This window comes from Enterococcus termitis, assembly GCF_001730305.1.
Taxonomy (GTDB): Bacteria; Bacillota; Bacilli; order Lactobacillales; family Enterococcaceae; genus Enterococcus_L; species Enterococcus_L termitis.
This window is the reverse complement of record NZ_MIJY01000004.1, coordinates 95,845-113,852: the sequence shown is the minus strand read 5'-3', so window position 1 is coordinate 113,852 and position 18,008 is coordinate 95,845. Positions and strand designations below refer to the sequence as shown.

The following is an 18,008-nucleotide window of genomic DNA, read 5'->3' as shown; positions in this document are numbered from 1 at the left end:
TGTTAAAAATTGTTGTTTGTTTTTACCGTTGTAAAAACAACCTACACATTTGGTTCGTCTTACTTTGTTCAGTTTTCAAAGGTCTACGTTGTTACCTTGCAGCAACTTTTATATCATATCAAATCTTCGATTTGATGTCAACACTTTTTTTAAAAAGTTTCAAAGTTTTTTCTGCTTAGCGTTGTCGTTTGTTTCAGCGACAACTTCATTAGTTTACCAGGTTGATTGTTATTTGTCAACAACTTTCTTCCTGATTTTTCAAGTTTTTTTAAAACTTGAAATGTTATTCTATTTTGGTCGTTTCGGCTATTTTGTTTGGTGCCTTGCGACAAGTAATAATATACCAAGTTTCATCGCGTAGGTCAATCAAAAATTACAATTTTTTTGAAGTTTTTTTCGTTACCGATTGTTTTATTACTTTTGTTCTTTATCGTTCGTTTTTAAGTCCATTTGTAATGAAATCAGTTAACTTTTTCAGCTTTTTTTCAGAAAATAAAAAAAGCGTCTATCACTAGTAGATAGACGCTTTTTCTTTTATCTCATTGTTGGGAATAACAACACATCTCGAATCGATTGTGCATCAGTAAGAAGCATTACGAGACGATCAATTCCGATACCTAAACCACCGGTTGGCGGTAAGCCATATTCTAAAGCTTCGATAAAGTCTTCATCTACACCATGCGCTTCATCATTTCCTTGTTCACGCTCTTTTTCTTGATCTTCAAAACGTTCTCGCTGATCAATCGGATCATTCAATTCGGTAAATGCATTCGCAAATTCTTTTCCTACTATAAATAGTTCAAAGCGATCTGTAAAACGACCGTCTTCCGGATTTTTCTTCGCCAATGGAGACACTTCAACTGGATGACCATACACAAATGTTGGTTGTTGTAAGGTTTCCTCTACGAATGTTTCGAAAAATTCATTTAAGATATGACCAACTGTCATATTATCATTGATCTCCACGTGATGTTTTTTGGCAAGTTCGCGTGCCTCTTCAATAGACATTTCTTGCCAGAAATCCACACCTGTTTGTTCTTTGATTGCATCTACCATATGCACTCGTTTGAATTCAGAGCCTAAGTCGACTTCTTGACCATCATACGTAATCGTTGTTGTTCCTAAAACTTTTTCAGCAGCATTGCGGATGATTCCTTCTGTTAAATCCATTACATCTTTATAATCTGTGTACGCTGTGTAAGCTTCCAGCATCGTAAATTCAGGATTGTGGGTGGTATCGATCCCTTCATTTCGGAATACTCTACCAATTTCATACACTTTTTCCATTCCGCCTACGATCAATCGTTTTAAGTGCAATTCTAATGCAATTCGTAGATATAAATCCATGTCTAGTGCATTATGATGAGTGATGAACGGTCGTGCAGCAGCACCGCCAGCATCATTATGCAAGACAGGTGTTTCAACTTCTACATATCCATTATTGTCTAGATAACGACGAATTTCACTGATGATTTGGCTACGTTTCATAAAACGGTCAAAGCTGTCTTTATTACTAATCAAATCAAGGTAGCGTTGACGATAACGTTGTTCGATATTCGTTAAGCCATGATATTTATCTGGTAACGGGCGTAATGCTTTTGTTAGTAAAACAATTGTTTTGGCTTTAACAGTCACTTCACCAGTATCAGTTTTCATGATTTGACCAGTTACGCCAAAGAAATCTCCAAGATCCGCATGTTTAAATAGTTCATATGCTTCATCGCCTACCTGGTCTTTACGTACATAGATTTGAATTTGTCCTTCGCGGTCTTGTAAATGCGCAAAGCCTGCTTTTCCTTTACCGCGCTTAGTCATCATACGTCCAGCAACGCTAGCGGATAGCTCTTTTTCGTTTAATTCTTCTTTTGTATTTTGGTCAAATTGTTCATGTAATTCGCTTGAATTATGTGTACGGTCAAAACGTTTTCCAAAGGGATCAACCCCTTCTTCACGTAAGTTTTCCATCTTTTCACGACGCACAAGCATTTGATCATTTAGATCATCTAGGTGCGCTTGTTGTTCATCTGCCACTTTATTTCCTCCATTCTGAAATCACATACCACTATAATGCCACACTAAAACAAAAAAAAGCAAGCTGAACTTTAGATTCTGCCTGCTTTTTTTGTTAGATCGTTTCTAAGGTCTCTTTTTCTGCATATTTTTCCGCTTTTTCTACAAATGCATCTAGTATGTCTACCATTGCTTGTTGTGTTTCAGCCTGATTGATAGTGACCTTCACTTTAGCTGCACGCGGAATGCCTTTCAAGTAGTAAGAAGCATGTTGACGGAATTCTCTCGTTGCAATGCTTTCCCCTTTTAAATCAACCAATCGTTTCAAATGAAGCTTAGCTGTTTCAATTTTTTCATAGGGTGTTGGCTCCGGCATCAGCACGCCTGTCTCTAAATATTCTTTTGTTCGTTGGATCATCCATGGATTACCTAAAGCAGCTCTTCCAATCATCACACCATCCACACCCACGTAGTCCAGCATTCGTTTGGCATCTTCTGGTGTTTTTACATCTCCATTACCTATAAAAGGAATGGTTAAATGGCGTTTTACTTCCTTTAAGATTTCCCAATTCGCTTTTCCTTCATACATTTGGACCCGTGTTCGACCATGCATCGCAATGGCTGAAGCACCTGCTTTTTCTGCAGCTAAAGCATTCTCTACGGCAAACAAGTGATCATCATCCCAGCCCGTTCGCATCTTCACAGTAACTGGTAATGAAACAGCTGAAGATACCGCTTCGACCATCTCATACACTTTATTCGGATCTAACAACCATTTTGCACCCGCTTCTGCTTTAATGACTTTATTGACAGGACACCCCATGTTGATATCGATGATTGCAGCTTTTGTATTTTCTTCAACAAACTTTGCTGCTTCCACAAGATTTTCTTTATTTCCGCCAAAAATTTGAACGCTTAATGGATATTCTCTGTCATCTATATACAGCATTTCCAGTGTTTTTTTATTTCTATGCTGAATGCCTTTGTCGCTGATCATTTCACAAACAACTAATCCTGCACCAAACTCTTTCACTGTGACCCGGAATGCCGCATTACTGATACCAGCCATCGGCGCAACGACGACTCGATTAGGAATTTCGATATTCCCTATTTTCCACACAAAGCATTCCTCCTATTTATTTTGAGTATTGTTGATTGCTTCATCTCTTAATTCGATTAAATCTGCTTCACTGTACTGATATTTATTGCCGCAAAATTGACAAACTGCCTCTGCACCATGATCCTCTTCTATCATTGCATTGATTTCATCAAGACCGACAGCGATGATTGCTGTGCCAAATTTTTCCTTTGAGCAGTTACATTTGAACTGTACTGGCATTTTTTCCAGAATTTCGATTTCATCTTTACCTAAGAGTCGCTCCAAAATTCCTTCTGGTGATTCCCCTTCATCGATCAAGCGAGAAATCATCGGTACTTCTTGTAATCTCTGCTCAATAAAGTCGATTGTTTTTTCATCTGCTCCAGGCATCACTTGAATCATAAATCCTCCGGCTGCTTTAACGTGTTCATCTGTATCAACTAATACACTTAAGCCAATAGCAGATGGAATTTGTTCTGAGACTGCCATAAAATAAGTGAAATCTTCACCGATTTCTCCGGAAACAATTGGTGTTTGCCCTGAAAAGGTTTCTTTTAAGCCCAAATCTTTGATCACTGTAAAAATCCCTTCAGTTCCAACAGCGCCGCGAACATCGATTTTACCACTTTCATTCAATGTTAAACTGACATGAGGATTTTTGATATAGCCTTTTGTGTTCCCGCTGCCGTCACTATCAACAACAATACTTCCTGCTGGTCCGTTTCCTTGGACTTTTACGGTTAATTTATCTTCACCTTTTAATGTTGCACCCAACAATAGCGCACCAACCATTGTTCTGCCTAAAGCTGCTGTTGACGAACTCCATGTATCGTGACGTTCTTGTGCTTCTGAAATTGTATTTGTTGCGCAAACAGCGTAAGCGCGAATTGATCCTTCATAACATAATGCTTTTACTAAGTAATCTTCCATTTTTATTTTCCTCTTCTCACTTGGGACTTTTTCTGACTCATTATCAGATAATACTAGGGTTTCGCCTTTTTTTCAACTAAAGAATTTTAATCCCTTGTTTAATGTTTGACAACTTCAGCTACTCTGCGTTATTATGTACCAGTACTCAACATTGCGATGTACCATAAGCATAAAAACGAATGGAAGTGAGCAAGTGGATAAATTGAGTGAAATGCTAAAAGGTGTTTTGGAGGGAATGATGCTTCAAATCATCAGCGAAAGTGAAGTTTACGGCTATGAAATCGTGCGAAGGTTAACGGCAATGGGCTTTTCCGGCATGACAGAAGGAACAGTCTACACGATCCTCTTACGATTAGAACGAAATAAAATGGTCAACATCACCAAAAAGCCATCTGAACTAGGTCCTCCTAGAAAATTCTATACATTAAACGACAACGGAAAACAGGAACTGGCTGATTTTTGGGAAAGATGGGCATTTTTATCTAACCGAGTAATGCAGCTAAAATCTGAAGGGAATACTAATCATGACAATCAATTCTGATACACAACAAAAGATCAAACAGTTTTCAAAAGAACAAGCTGAGCTTTATTTAAATGATGCAGAAATGACCTATATGGAAAAATTACGTCGCAAAGCTGGCAAAAATCGGGAAAAGGTCGGTCAAAAGCTGGCTAGATTCAAAAATACTTCTGATAAAGGGCAAGAGATCCAAGATGATATGATTTTGTACATGAATGATTACATCACTGATTTGATTGCTGGCGGAATGCAGGAACAAGAGGCCTTTGAAAAAGCGAGTACAGAGCTTCGATTTGCCAGCCAAACAGATCAATCGGACGAATTGCAGGAACGCTTTGCACAATACTATGCAACGATGGATCCTGCCGACTATGAAATAATAGGACTGTTTTATGGTGGATTTGCTGTATTAGGTATGACAATCGGTGCTTTAGTTGGATTTTTAGCTAGCGGAGGGGTTCCAGCATTTACACATACTGGTTGGATCTATACGTTGATCGGTATTCTAGCTGGAGTATTGATTGGAACCGGCTGCGGTTTGATTGCTAATGCCATTCTTACACCTCGTTCAAGAAAATAGAACACGGATCGAATTTGCATAAGAAAAAAACAGTGTAGTTTTCAGGCTTCACTATTTACAGTCTGGTGAGTGGGACATAATTCTTCTAGTCATATCCCACTCACTTGTAATCCGAATAAACGGTGGGAGCAGAAGAACCCCTTCTTTAAAGAGTAACAACCTAATTTACCTTGAAGATATTCTTTTATGCTATGTTTTTTTGATGGACGCTTATACTTAGTCATGATAAATGTGCCCCCCTAAAGTTAGAGTAAACTAACTTTAGGGGGGCACATCACTTTCGTCTCAGCCTCTCTTTTTTATATTATTAGGCTTCTATTTTGAATTACGTTTATTGATCCAATCCGTCGATACATCCATCGCTGCCCGAGTCGCATTGCTTTGATCCATCGAATTGACCATAACAAAGTCATGAATCATTCCTTGGAATCTAATTTGTGTGACATCAACGCCTGCATCACGTAAATGACGGGCATACTCTTCTCCTTCATCTCTCAATACGTCTGCTTCACCATTTAAAATCATTGCAGCAGGCAATCCTTCAAGATCCTCTTTTGTAGCTTGCAATGGAGAAATCGTTTTGATTGTAGTGTCTTGTCCTTCTGGAAGATAGTTGTCCCAGAACCATTTCATTCCATCTTTTGCCAAGAAATAATTTTCAGCAAATTGATTGTATGATTCTGAATCAAAAGAATGATTTGTCACTGGGTAGTACAATAATTGTTGGCTGATTTTAGGACCTTTACGATCTTTTGCCAACATCGTTAAGACAGTCGCCATATTTCCGCCGACACTGTCCCCTGCAATCATCAAGCGACTAGTATCGTATTCGTCATTAGCATCATCAACTAGTTTTAATAACGTTGCATAACATTGTTCGATCGCTACTGGATATTTTGCTTCTGGCGAACGATCATATTCTGGAACGAACACAATAGAATTTGTTCTAACAGCTAATTCTCGAACTAACTTATCATGTGTATGCGCACTACCTAATACCCATCCTGCACCATGAACATAAAGGATCACTGGGAGTTTTCCTGTTGCTTCTTTTGGTTTTACGGTACGTACATTGATCGTACCATGATCACCTAAATCCCATTGCTGATCGTTGATGTCAGCTTCAAGTTTTTCCACCGGTGAACTTTGTACCTCTTCAAGTAAATCTCGGGCATCATTAACTGGGAGCTGATAGATAAATGGTTCTTTTGCATTTGCCTCACTGAATTCAAGTGCTGATTGTTCTAAAGAAATTCTTTTTACCATACTGCTACCTTCTTTCCAATGTTATACCCCCATATTAAGCACATATCATAACTAGTTCAAATAGTACGCTTTATAAAAAAATACAGATAGAATTCTGTCTGTATTTTAGACTAGACAAAAAAGAAAAACTGTAGACATCATCCCTCTTTTTGGGACTTTGTCTACAGTCTGAAACAGTGTAGTTTTCAGACTACACTGTTTCTTTATTTCTATGAATGATTATTTATAACGATCTTCAAAGTTGTCGCGGTCGTATTCAGAATTACTTTCAGATTTATCTTCGTCATTTTTAGAGTCAGACTGAACGGTTTCTTCTGTTTTTTCGCTATCCGCTTTTACTTCTTCTGCTTCGTCATTTAATTCTTTTTTTGCATCTTCAAAGTCTTGTTTTTCTTCGGCTTGTTTTTGTGCATCTTTTTCTTCTAAGGCACGTTTTGCTTCTTCGAATGTTTGGGCCTTTTCACTTGGGAACTGGCTATCAATAACATCTTGAGGCATAACACCGTCTTCAAACAATGATTTGATACTGCGAGCATCCAATGTTTCATACTCTAACAGTTTTTCAGCAATCAATTTGTGCTGCGCACGATGTGACTCAATGATTTCATTGGCTTTATCATGTGCTTCCATTAAGATACGGCGTACTTCTTGATCTATTTCAAAAGCTACTTGTTCAGAATAAGCTTTTGTTTGACCATAATCGCGGCCAACAAAGACTTGATGGTTCCCTTCATATTGAACAGGACCTAATTTGTCACTCATACCATATTCAGTCACCATGCTGCGGGCAATACCTGTTGCTTGCTCAAAGTCATTTGAAGCACCTGTTGATTGAACGCCGAAAATAATTTCTTCCGCTGTACGTCCACCAAGCAAGCCAACGATTTGCTCAAACATATCTTCTTTGGTCATCAAGAATTGATCTTCTTTTGGTAATGCGATCATGTAACCGCCAGCGCGGCCACGAGGGATGATCGTCACTTTATGAACAATACGCGCACGGCTTAGGACTAAACCGACAATTGTATGCCCAGCTTCGTGGTAAGCAACCATTTCGCGTTCTTTTTTATTGATTACACGATCTTTTTTAGCAGGTCCTGCAATGACGCGGTCTTCTGCTTCATCCACATCGGATGCATCGATTTTCTTCTTATTACGACGAGCGGCAACTAGGGCTGCTTCGTTTAAGACGTTTTCTAAATCAGCACCAGCAAAACCTGGTGTTTGTTGTGCCACGACTTTTAAGTCTACATCGTCAGCCAACGGTTTGTTACGGGCGTGAACTTTAAGGATTGCTTCACGGCCTTTCACATCTGGACGACCAACTAAAATTTGACGGTCAAAACGACCTGGACGTAATAACGCTGGGTCTAACACGTCTGAACGGTTTGTTGCGGCAACGACGATTACGCCTTCGTTTCCATCAAATCCATCCATTTCAACAAGTAATTGGTTTAGGGTTTGTTCACGTTCATCGTGTCCGCCGCCCATACCAGCACCACGTTGACGACCTACTGCATCGATTTCATCAATGAAGATGATCGCTGGTGCATTTTTCTTCGCTGTTTCAAATAAGTCACGAACACGGCTTGCACCGACACCGACAAACATTTCAACGAAGTCTGAACCTGAGATTGAGTAGAACGGTACGCCTGCTTCACCGGCAACAGCTTTAGCAAGTAACGTTTTACCAGTTCCGGGAGGTCCTTCTAATAGCACACCTGCTGGGATTCTTGCACCTAGCTCAACGAAACGGCGAGGATCTTTTAAGAATTCAACCACTTCGACTAGTTCTTGTTTTTCTTCTTCTGCTCCTGCTACATCTGAGAAGCGTACACGGTTGGCTTTTTTGTCAGCTTCTTTGGCTTTTGATTTACCAAAGTTCATGACACGGCCGCCACCACCGCCACCGCCGCCTTGTTGACCCATCATCATGTAGAACAAGAAGATGAATAATACGATCGGCAAGAAGCTAAATAGGATAGATAACCAGGCACCGCTTGTTGATTGTTCTTTTACTGTTAGTTTTACATTATTGTCTTTTGCCATCTCTTGAATCCCTGATAAGGTGATATCACTAGGCAAGACAACTGTAGTAAATGATTTTGTTGAAACTTCTGTCGATCCCCATAAAGATAGACCGCCAGTGTTTTTGATTTCTTGCTTGTCTTTATACTGACCAACGATTTTATACACTCCATTGGTTGGCTGGATCGTCATTTCTTTTATTTTCCCTTTTTCTAATTGGGTATTAAAAGTTGAGTATTCAATATCCGGCGACTGTGGATTGTTATTTCCAAAGATGAAATATACAACCATGACCATCGCTAAAATAAGCAATACATAATATAGGCCATTTTTCATGCCGCTATTCTTTTTATTCATGCCTGTCCTCCTTTGAACAACTGCTCGTAATTTGATTTTACGGTTTATTTTTTATCAATTCTGACCTTTACATTGTAACATAACTATTTCCGAGAGAGATATTAATTTGATTCATAGATCTCAGGTTTCAAAACCCCGACATACGGTAAATTTCGATAGGCTTCAGCATAGTCTAATCCATAGCCGACAACAAATTCATTCGGCACATCGAACCCTACATAATCTGCAACGATATCTACGACACGACCTTCTGGTTTGTCTAATAGCGTAACGATTTTTACAGATGCAGCTTTTCTATATTTAAATAAATCCACTAAATAGGCTAGTGTACGGCCGCTGTCAATGATATCCTCTACAATCAGTATATCGCGTCCTTCGACATTCGTGTCTAAATCTTTGACGATTTTTACCTCGCCAGATGATACAGTAGCATTGCCGTAGCTGGATACATCCATAAAATCCATTTCTAAACGAGTATCCATACAGCGTGTAATATCAGCCATAAAAGGAATCGCACCTTTCAAAATACCGATGACCAAAGGATTTTTATCTTTGTAATCTTCAGTTAGCTGTTTTCCAAGTTCAGCTGATTTTTCAAGGATTTGTTCTTGTGAAATCAAAATGTGCTTAATATCATTCTCTAGCATAATGCTCTCCTTTTCTTCACAGGTTGTTGTCCCTTATTTAATTCGTACTTAATTTTACTCTTTTATTTTATAAAGGAGCCTGTAGAGTATTTTATCAGTTTCTTTAGGAATACTCAAATGCGAATTTGCAAAATCAGGCACCCAAATAATCTCTTTATCATCTGAGAGGATCACCCATGTTTTTTCTCGAATCGAGTTCGGCGTTTTTTGATCAATGAATAGACGGTTTAGTCGTTTGGTCAACACCGGTGTCAATGCGATTCGATCACCATTTTGTCTATGTCGGATCATTAGCGGCAACGGCGTATTACTATTTATTAATAATGATGACTTCTGCCAGTTTTTGATTGTTTCAGGTTGCTCGATCGGCTCATCACTTTTTTCTAGTCCCAACCATTCCTTTTCCGAAAGAAATAACTGTTCGCCTAGCTGGAGCGAAAAAGTAGATTTTCTTATAAACGGCGTTCTTTTCTTTAGGTAGCCGCATTCGTATTCTTTTACTATTTGCCACCCCTGCTCTAGATCCATCGTCATCTGCGGCGCTTCATCGTTTAACAATGTCAGACATTGATGAATGTGTTTTCGGCTGATTGCGATACCTTCTGGCACTATTGTTTGCTGCAGGAGATGCTGAATAAAAAAGACTTGGACGCTTTTAGGTTCCTGTTTTAATCCTCGTAATTGAATGTGCCAACCGCTATGATTTTTTGTGACCCACTGCTGATACTTTGGTATAACAACAGATTGGATCACTTCTTCAACATAACTGATTTGCTCGCCAAAGTCAGTGATATGCTGTAAAAATTGCTGGTTTTCTTTTTTCAATATAGGAATCACATGATGTCTAATACGATTACGCATATAATCATCACTTAGATTGGAGCTATCTTCAAAGTACCTGATTGCTTCTTGTTCCGCAAACGCTGTAAGCTGTTCTTTAGAAAAAATCAATAATGGCCGAAGTAACTTGCCGTTTCCAAATACTTGTGCAGAACGGATTCCTACGAGATTTGTCAATGTGCTGCCTCTGGTAAGTTTCATTAAAATCGTTTCTGCCTGATCATCGCTATGATGTGCTGTCACTAGCTTTGAGTAATTTTTTTCTGCCATGATCTCGTCAAAAAAATGATAACGGAACTGACGCGCTCGCGCTTCCATATTTTTTGTTTTATTTGCCGCTTCCCATTTTCGACTATAGAAGGGCAGTTTATACTCTTGGCAGTATTTTTTTAAGTACTTTGCTTCTTCAACAGATTCTGGACGTATTTGATGATCAATATGTGCTACCGCTAGTTTTAGATTGTCTTTGACTGCTGCTAGTTGAAACAAATGAAGCAGCACCATAGAATCCACCCCGCCAGAAACAGCTAAAAGAATCCGATCATTTGGTTCCCAGTAATGATTGTTTTTGCAATGGCGGTAAAATTCATGAAACATCCACTCACCTCTTGTTCCGCTCTTTAAAGATGTCTAAAACAGAAAAGCCGAGCTCCCGCTCAGCTTCTATTGTTTATTAATTACGACGTCCACCACGTCCGCCGCGCTTACCTTCTGTGTTGCGTTTTAACGATGATAAACGATCATCACTATCTTTCAAAAATGAACTCATCAATGAATCAAAATCTTGTTTTGAATTCGTTGGCTGTGCTCGTGTAAATTGTTTTTTAGGTGCTGGGCGCTGCCCGCGGTCACGATTTCCTTGCTGTTCATGGTTATCACGACGTTGAAATTCACGCTTTTGTTCTGCTGGCTGTTCTTGTGCTTTACGAATCGATAGTCCAACTTTGCCGTCATCGCCAACTGAGGTAACCTTTACTGTTACTTCATCTCCGACAGTCAATACATCATGAATATCTTTAACAAACCCATTTGATACTTCACTGATGTGAACCAACCCTGTTTTCCCTTCACCTAAATCGATAAAGGCACCAAAATTTGTGATACCTGACACTTTCCCTGGCAACTTAGCTCCTACTTCAATTGACATAAAAAAAATGTTCCTCCTATTATTTACCCTATAATATCTGCAGTTATTCGCCTGATTGTTTATCAGAGGAATGAGACTGTGATTGACTTTCTTCTGCTGATTGCTTTTGTTCTGTGCTCGAGCTAGTTGTTCCGCCTAACTCTGGAATATTGTAGATCTGTTCACCGTCTTTTGACACATAAAATCGGCTGCGGGCTAACTTAGCCACGTAGTCTTCATCTCTCAAAAGAGCCACATCTTGTTCTAAACGCTCAAGCTTTTTGTCCGCTTCTTTCGATTCAGCTACAGCTTCAACATGTTCTTTCTTAAATGCATTTAGCTGCTGGTAATCTTTCATCAGCTGAAACCCTGAAACGAGAAAAATCACAAACGCCACGAGAAAAACTACCGCTAAACGTCGGCGTCTGAAAATCAACTGTTTATGCTGCTTTTGAAACTCTGCGTACTGTTCTTTTGTATACTCATTGTCTAACGCAGCAACTTTCTCCGTGTCTTTTTTCTTCTTTCCCATGATTTCCGCTCCACTCGTTTTTTGGTTTGTCTGCTTTATTATACCAACATCTAAGAGGCTTGTCTAATCTAAATTATCACTATTTTCGACTCTTTTTTCAGAAATAATCTGATACATCTTTTCGGCATCTTCTTTTTTCGTTGAATCACGGAGTTCCAGCACTTCTACTTCTAATATTTTGTTGCCGAATTGAATCTTGATTTGATCCCCTATTTTAACGTTGCTGGACGATTTTGCCAGGATTCCATTGACTTGGATCCGTCCTTTATCCGCAACTTCTTTTGCTACAGGTCTTCTTTTGATAATACGTGAAACTTTTAAAAATTTATCCAAACGCATAATTGTTACCTCTTCATTCTTAATATTTTTGCCCCAAATGGCAAGGTCAACCATTCACGAATCGTGAATAATTTTATTTTAATAATGATCAAAATAAATGTACCTCCGCCAAGCAAAACACCGACGATTGTCACTAACAACGCTTGGCTTCGATGTGCGATCGTGCCTAAAAAAAGCGCAATCACTGCTTGATAACATAATAACACAATGCTCATTGCGCCTAAACTAACACACAATTTTCTAAGAAAATATCCTTCTCTAGCAAATTGATTGATTTCCTTTTTCGAGAAAAAGATCAACAAGAACAAGGTTGTAAGTAGACCAATAATCGTCGAAAGACTTGCACCAGCAGTTCCCCATAAGTAAATCAATGGATTTGCAGAAAAAGCTTTGACTACCAGACCCGCAAAAGCTGCGAGCATCGCTGTTCTAAATTGATTCTGACTTTGAAAAATACTTTGGTAGGCTTGAATCACTGCCATAAATGCAATCGAACATACATAAATCCCTAAAACACCATTTCCTTGATAATCTTTGAATAGTGCATAATTCATATATGGCAACAACAGCGCCAAACCTACGGAGGCTGCCGCAGCAATCGCTGTCGTCAACCGTAAAAAGATTTTGGCTGCCTGTAAAAAACGACCATGCTTTCGGCTGATAAAATATTTTGTCAGCGCCGGCAAGAAACTAGAGCTCAATGCAAGGGCAACGACTAAGCCCAGTTGGACTAACGGTTGTCCTCGATCATAAACACCTTTATCGATTTTCGCTGCAGAATCACTGATTCCTGATCCAACTAGGGCATTTTTCACAACAAATGAATCGATCAGCTGAAACAGGATCAAAAAAGCACTGTAAAGAGAAACGATTCCGCCTTCAAGTAACAATCGCCCATACAGCTTTTTCGCCCCTTTTGAAAACGACCACTGCGTCAAATAAGCTGAACTACCGACGCGAATTTTACGATCATAATAATAGAGAACGAAAGCTGCGACGATCCCGCCAAGCAGTGCACCGCCCATAGCAATTGTTCCAGTCTGATAAATAGACCATCCAAAACTGCTAAATGAATACGCAGCGACTAAGATAACACCTACTCGAACAAGTTGCTCCATTACCTGAGAAACCGCACTTGGAATCATCAATAAATGACCTTGAAAATTACCACGATAAAAAGACAGTATCGGTACTAATAAAAAGGTAAAAGAAACAACTCTAATCAAGGAAGCCAGCTTAGGATCTCCCATCATATACGCAATTTCATCACTGCCGAAAAAGAAAAATCCCCAGCACAGTCCTGCTACAGCAGTCACAAAAGGAAAAAGCTGCTGTAACACCTTTTTTTGTCCGCTGATCTCTGTTTGCTCCGCTACGACTTTTGAAATAAACTGCGGTAAGCCAGACAAAGCTAGCGTCATTGCTATTCCATAAATAGGATAAACCTGCTGGTACACATAAAACCCTTCATCCCCAACTAAGTTTTGAAAAGGCACACGATAAATCGCGCTAAGCACCTTAGCGATAAACGATGCCAGCGTCAAAACAACAGCTCCTTGCATCATCGTACGCATCTCCTTATGCGCCATTACTTGACCTCCAATCTAAAAGCTAAACAGATCGTTAAGCTCTCGAACAAATTAGGAAATTCCACCAAAGATGCTTTCTATCTTTGGGAGAATTTATCTATTTGTTTCTAGAGCTGATCTTTGATGCTAGATACATCTAAAAGCTGAACAGACCCATTTAGGCTCGAATGGAAAATAGGAAAAACTGACTGAGACGCTCTTCGTCTCTTTCCGTTTTTATCTTTTTCCCGAAAGACTGGTCTGTGAAGCTGGATATCTCTAAAAGGTAAACAGATCGTTAAGCTCTCGAACAAATTAGGAAATTCTACCAAAGATGCTTTCTATCTTTGGGAGAATTTATCTATTTGTTTCTAGAGCTGATCTGTGATGCTAGATACATCTAAAAGCTGAACAGACCTGCTTAGGCTCGAATGGAAAATAGGAAAAACTGACTGAGATGCTCTTCGTCTCTTTCCGTTTTTATCTCTTTTCCAAAAGACTGATCTGTGAAGCTAGATATCTCTATAAGGTAAACAGAATAAGGTTTTTCTATCATAGATTTTTGTCTTTTAAGAAAAGCCTGCTCATAAAATACCTTACTAAACAACGACTTGACAATCAAGACCTCACTCCGCTTCAACAGCCGCTGTCTTATACTTCTCTTGTCTCAAAGCAGTCGTAAAGGAGGCGACTTCCTGCAGCCACGCAGCTTCTTTCATGTCTTTTGGTACTTTCAAACGAATAGTCATCTTTTCATTGTCCACAGCAAGATCTGCTTTTAATTGTGTTTCAGATAACGCTTCAAAGATTTGCTCTACGCTGTATGTCTTGGTTCCGACCTTACTTAAAGTAAAGGTGATTTCTTGTTGTCGTTTGCGGATTGTTTCAAGCAATGCCCGATCACCATCCATCTTGATTTGTCCAGTAGTCAATAGATGTGCGACTTCATCAGGATATTCACCGAAACGATCAAGTAAATCTGCTTCCAACTCATCGTACATCTCCATGTTTTCTAGTTGACGAATCCGTTTATAAATCTCAATCTTTTGACGTTCATCCGTAATGTAGCTCGTTGGCAAGTAGGCATCAATACCAAGATCGATTTCAACCGATGTCTTTTGGTCTTGAATATTTTTCCCTTGTTTACGGGCAACAGCTTCTGAAAGCATTTGAGAATACATATCAAATCCAACAGAATCGATAAAGCCATGCTGCTGCGCTCCCAGCAGATTTCCAGCGCCACGGATCGATAAATCCCGCATCGCTATTTTAAAGCCAGACCCCAGCTCGGTGAAATCTTTGATCGCTTCTAACCGTTTTTCGCTGACTTCATTCAAGATTTTTTGTTGTTCATACATAAAATAGGCGTATGCGACTCGGTTACTACGACCGACCCTACCTCTCAATTGATACAAGGTAGACAAGCCCATATAATCGGCATTTTCTACAAAGAGAGTATTGGCATTGGGAATATCAACACCTGTTTCAATAATCGTTGTTGTGACCAGCACATCATATTGCCGTTCGATAAAATCAAACAAGGTATTCTCCAGCTGAACCTCTGTCATTTGTCCATGAGCATAGGCAATCCTTGCTTCTGGAACCAGCGCTTTTATTTCTTCTACCTTTTGTTCGATCGTATCAACTCGGTTATATAGGTAAAACACCTGACCGTCTCTGGCCATTTCTCGTTCGATTGCTTCTCTGATCGCTCCAGGATTACTTTCCATCACATATGTTTGAATCGGGTAACGATTTTCCGGTGGCGTCTCAATCACAGAAAGGTCACGCACCCCGAGCATCGACATGTGCAGTGTACGAGGAATCGGCGTTGCAGTAAGCGTCAACACATCAACTTGCGCCCGCAACTGCTTCAAACGTTCTTTATGTTTAACTCCAAAGCGCTGTTCTTCATCGATCACCAATAAACCTAAATCGCTAAAATTCACATCTTGAGACAGCAAACGATGGGTTCCTACTACGATGTCCACTTGCCCATGCTTGATTTTTTCGATGGTTTCATTTTGTTGCTTTTTCGTTCTAAAACGGCTCAACAAGCCTACTTCAACAGGAAATCCTTCAAACCGATCCAACATCGTTTCATAGTGCTGCTGTGCTAAAATTGTCGTTGGCACTAAAAAAGCCACTTGTTTATTATTATTGATGGCTTTAAAAGCGGCACGTAAAGCCACTTCTGTTTTTCCGTAGCCAACGTCACCGACTAACAAGCGATCCATAGGACGTGTCTTTTCCATATCGTGTTTGATTTCCGCTGTACTACGAAGTTGGTCATCTGTTTCACTGTAAGGAAACGCATCTTCAAATTCTTTTTGATAAGCATCATCTGGCGGAAACGCATAGCCTTTTTCAGATTCTCTGGATGCATAAAGCTGAATCAAATCATCCGCGATATCTTCGATTTTAGATGAAACTTTTCGTTTCGTCTTACTCCACTCACTGCCGCCTAATTTATTTACTTTCGGTGATTTAGCTTCCGATGCGACAAATTTTTGAATCAGGTTTAATTGGGTGACCGGGATAAATAATTTATCGTCATTTTGGTATAAGATCGTAATATAATCTTGATGAACGCCATCAACTTCTAACGTCTGCATCCCAATGTATTTACCAATACCATGATTGGCATGCACAACGTAATCACCATTCTTTAAATCACTATAGCTTTTTAAACGTTCTGCATTAGAGACTGTTTGGCGTCTCGCTCTTTTTTTCGTTGTCGTATGAAAGATTTCTTTTTCAGTAATAGCGACAATTTTTTCAACAGGCAGTTCAAATCCCGTCTGTAGTGCACCTTCAACGATCTGGATTTTTCCGTCAAGCAATTTGTTAGGTGAAGCAGTCACACTTGAGATATCAAAATCACGAAAGAGCTCCTCAACCTTTTGACTTCGCTCTTTCGTTGGAACAAACACAACGACTGTCTGTTCTTGCTTTTGCCACCGATCCATCTCTGTTTTTAATAAAGGCATTTGACCAAAAAATTGCTGCATCGACCGATACTGAAAATTGTGCACTGCATGAAAACGTAGATTGCCCATTCCTTTTTGAAATAGAGAGAAGAAAGTAGTCGAAAAGCTAATTTTACGAACTTGTTCGTGGAAATCCAGTCCAAAGTTTTGTTCTGGAAACACACGCATTTCTTCTAATTTAAGAACCTGCCATTCATTTTCTTCTCGAATGATCTCACGTTCTGCTTCTAAAATCCGAGCATAGTCATCCACAAAAACGAGACTATCATCTGGTAGATAATCAAGTAAGGTGGTTTTTTCTTCATATAAAAAGTCTGTATAATAATGAGCTGTTTCAGTGGGAATGCCCTGACTCCACGATGTTGCTAACTGACCGAAATAATCCGTCAAAAAGCCTCTTTCAGTCGCTTCCTTAGCTACCGCAATTCTTTTTTCCAGCGCTTTATTCAGCCTTTTTTCTCCGTGAATCAAATCTGCTTTTGAAAAAACCACATCTGTCATAGGCGACAAGGTCACGGATTCGATCGTCTGAACAGAACGCTGTGTATCTGCTTCAAAGTAACGCAATGAATCAATTTCCACATCGAAAAGCTCTGCACGAACGGGGTATTCCGAATTCAACGGATACACATCTACAATGCTGCCGCGAATACTAAAATCTCCTGGCTTTCCTACTAACGATTGTCGTTCATAGCCCATCAAAACAAGCTGCTGCGCCAAAGCATCCAGCTCGATTTCGCTGCCAAGTGTCCAATGCAGCTGTGCTTGTTCCCACGTCTGCTTGCTAGGTAAATATTTTCTTAAACCTGCCACAGGAACTACGACGACTCCTGCCTGTTCTGTCAATAAAAAATTAAGTGCTGCCACTCTTTCTGCTCTAGCTTCTGGAGAAGAAAAAGCCATTTCCGCTGATAGTACCTCGTCTACAGGAAACAAATAGACTTCCTCATCCGATAGAATATTGCGAAAATCTTCTACTAACTGGTTGCCGTAATAAAGGTTAGGAACAGCTATCACGATTTTTTTATTTTTTTGTTTAAATGCGCTAGTCATGACCAATGTCTTGGCAGAACCAGCTAACCCAGTGATCAATTGACGGGTATTTCCCGCTAACTGTTGCTGCCATTCTCGAGCCAGCTCACTTGAACCAATTCGTTCAATGATATTCACGTCAGG

The 18,008-nt window shown here is 39.6% G+C and carries 14 protein-coding genes; 2 read left to right on the top strand and 12 right to left on the bottom strand.

What is annotated here, in order from left to right; all coding sequences use genetic code 11:
- Positions 1 to 534: 534 nt before the first annotated feature.
- From lysS to hslO, 3 genes are all read right to left on the bottom strand, one after another.
- Entirely contained in the window at positions 535 to 2,031 is a 1,497-nt protein-coding gene (lysS, locus tag BCR25_RS04780; protein ID WP_069662478.1) for a lysine--tRNA ligase, read from the bottom strand.
- Between the two features lie 94 nt (positions 2,032 to 2,125).
- Positions 2,126 to 3,130 carry a tRNA dihydrouridine synthase DusB gene (dusB, locus tag BCR25_RS04775; protein WP_069662477.1) on the bottom strand — a complete coding sequence of 335 codons (1,005 nt, stop codon included), beginning with the start codon at positions 3,128 to 3,130 and terminating at the stop codon, positions 2,126 to 2,128.
- 12 nt (positions 3,131 to 3,142) lie between these two features.
- The gene (hslO, locus tag BCR25_RS04770) at positions 3,143 to 4,039 is read right to left on the bottom strand and encodes an Hsp33 family molecular chaperone HslO (protein ID WP_069662476.1); all 897 of its coding nucleotides are present in this window, start codon (positions 4,037 to 4,039) and stop codon (positions 3,143 to 3,145) included.
- 211 nt (positions 4,040 to 4,250) lie between these two features.
- Here hslO and BCR25_RS04765 point away from each other — a divergent pair, with 211 nt between their 5' ends.
- On the top strand, positions 4,251 to 4,580 hold the full coding sequence (locus tag BCR25_RS04765; protein WP_281247218.1) for a PadR family transcriptional regulator: 330 nt from the start codon (positions 4,251 to 4,253) through the stop codon (positions 4,578 to 4,580).
- A complete protein-coding gene (locus BCR25_RS04760; RefSeq protein WP_069662474.1) occupies positions 4,564 to 5,139 on the top strand; it encodes a hypothetical protein in 576 nt (191 codons plus the stop codon). The genes BCR25_RS04765 and BCR25_RS04760 overlap by 17 nt, the downstream gene beginning before the upstream one ends.
- Before the next feature lie 315 nt (positions 5,140 to 5,454).
- On the opposite strand, the gene BCR25_RS04755 is transcribed toward BCR25_RS04760, so the two are convergent.
- From BCR25_RS04755 to mfd, 9 genes are all read right to left on the bottom strand, one after another.
- Positions 5,455 to 6,405 carry an alpha/beta hydrolase gene (locus tag BCR25_RS04755; RefSeq protein WP_069662473.1) on the bottom strand — a complete coding sequence of 317 codons (951 nt, stop codon included), beginning with the start codon at positions 6,403 to 6,405 and terminating at the stop codon, positions 5,455 to 5,457.
- A 219-nt stretch (positions 6,406 to 6,624) separates the two neighbouring features.
- Positions 6,625 to 8,790 (bottom strand): ATP-dependent zinc metalloprotease FtsH, encoded by a 2,166-nt coding sequence (gene ftsH / locus BCR25_RS04750; RefSeq protein WP_069662472.1) that lies wholly within the window; start codon positions 8,788 to 8,790, stop codon positions 6,625 to 6,627.
- Between the two features lie 101 nt (positions 8,791 to 8,891).
- Positions 8,892 to 9,437: a hypoxanthine phosphoribosyltransferase gene (gene hpt / locus BCR25_RS04745; protein ID WP_069662471.1), complete on the bottom strand. Its 546-nt coding sequence runs from the start codon at positions 9,435 to 9,437 to the stop codon at positions 8,892 to 8,894.
- A gap of 54 nt (positions 9,438 to 9,491) precedes the next feature.
- Positions 9,492 to 10,874 carry a tRNA lysidine(34) synthetase TilS gene (tilS, locus tag BCR25_RS04740; RefSeq protein WP_069662470.1) on the bottom strand — a complete coding sequence of 461 codons (1,383 nt, stop codon included), beginning with the start codon at positions 10,872 to 10,874 and terminating at the stop codon, positions 9,492 to 9,494.
- A gap of 76 nt (positions 10,875 to 10,950) precedes the next feature.
- The gene (locus tag BCR25_RS04735; protein ID WP_069662469.1) at positions 10,951 to 11,424 is read right to left on the bottom strand and encodes a S1 domain-containing RNA-binding protein; all 474 of its coding nucleotides are present in this window, start codon (positions 11,422 to 11,424) and stop codon (positions 10,951 to 10,953) included.
- Between the two features lie 43 nt (positions 11,425 to 11,467).
- Positions 11,468 to 11,935: an FtsB family cell division protein gene (locus tag BCR25_RS04730; RefSeq protein ID WP_069662468.1), complete on the bottom strand. Its 468-nt coding sequence runs from the start codon at positions 11,933 to 11,935 to the stop codon at positions 11,468 to 11,470.
- A 63-nt stretch (positions 11,936 to 11,998) separates the two neighbouring features.
- On the bottom strand, positions 11,999 to 12,274 hold the full coding sequence (locus BCR25_RS04725; protein ID WP_069662467.1) for an RNA-binding S4 domain-containing protein: 276 nt from the start codon (positions 12,272 to 12,274) through the stop codon (positions 11,999 to 12,001).
- A gap of 5 nt (positions 12,275 to 12,279) precedes the next feature.
- Complete coding sequence (locus tag BCR25_RS04720; RefSeq protein WP_069662466.1) at positions 12,280 to 13,863, bottom strand: putative polysaccharide biosynthesis protein; 1,584 nt, start codon at positions 13,861 to 13,863, stop codon at positions 12,280 to 12,282.
- A gap of 605 nt (positions 13,864 to 14,468) precedes the next feature.
- The gene (gene mfd, locus BCR25_RS04710) at positions 14,469 to 18,002 is read right to left on the bottom strand and encodes a transcription-repair coupling factor (protein WP_069662464.1); all 3,534 of its coding nucleotides are present in this window, start codon (positions 18,000 to 18,002) and stop codon (positions 14,469 to 14,471) included.
- Positions 18,003 to 18,008 lie beyond the last annotated feature (6 nt).

Excerpts from the sequence above, each read along its gene's own strand:
- hslO (WP_069662476.1), bottom strand. The coding sequence starts at position 4,039 with ATGGAAGATTACTTAGTAAAAGCATTATGTTATGAAGGATCAATTCGC.
- BCR25_RS04765 (WP_281247218.1), top strand. The coding sequence starts at position 4,251 with ATGCTAAAAGGTGTTTTGGAGGGAATGATGCTTCAAATCATCAGCGAA.
- BCR25_RS04760 (WP_069662474.1), top strand. The coding sequence starts at position 4,564 with ATGACAATCAATTCTGATACACAACAAAAGATCAAACAGTTTTCAAAA.
- BCR25_RS04755 (WP_069662473.1), bottom strand. The coding sequence starts at position 6,405 with ATGGTAAAAAGAATTTCTTTAGAACAATCAGCACTTGAATTCAGTGAG.
- ftsH (WP_069662472.1), bottom strand. The coding sequence starts at position 8,790 with ATGAATAAAAAGAATAGCGGCATGAAAAATGGCCTATATTATGTATTG.
- hpt (WP_069662471.1), bottom strand. The coding sequence starts at position 9,437 with ATGCTAGAGAATGATATTAAGCACATTTTGATTTCACAAGAACAAATC.
- tilS (WP_069662470.1), bottom strand. The coding sequence starts at position 10,874 with ATGTTTCATGAATTTTACCGCCATTGCAAAAACAATCATTACTGGGAA.
- BCR25_RS04735 (WP_069662469.1), bottom strand. The coding sequence starts at position 11,424 with ATGTCAATTGAAGTAGGAGCTAAGTTGCCAGGGAAAGTGTCAGGTATC.
- BCR25_RS04730 (WP_069662468.1), bottom strand. The coding sequence starts at position 11,935 with ATGGGAAAGAAGAAAAAAGACACGGAGAAAGTTGCTGCGTTAGACAAT.
- BCR25_RS04725 (WP_069662467.1), bottom strand. The coding sequence starts at position 12,274 with ATGCGTTTGGATAAATTTTTAAAAGTTTCACGTATTATCAAAAGAAGA.
- BCR25_RS04720 (WP_069662466.1), bottom strand. The coding sequence starts at position 13,863 with ATGGCGCATAAGGAGATGCGTACGATGATGCAAGGAGCTGTTGTTTTG.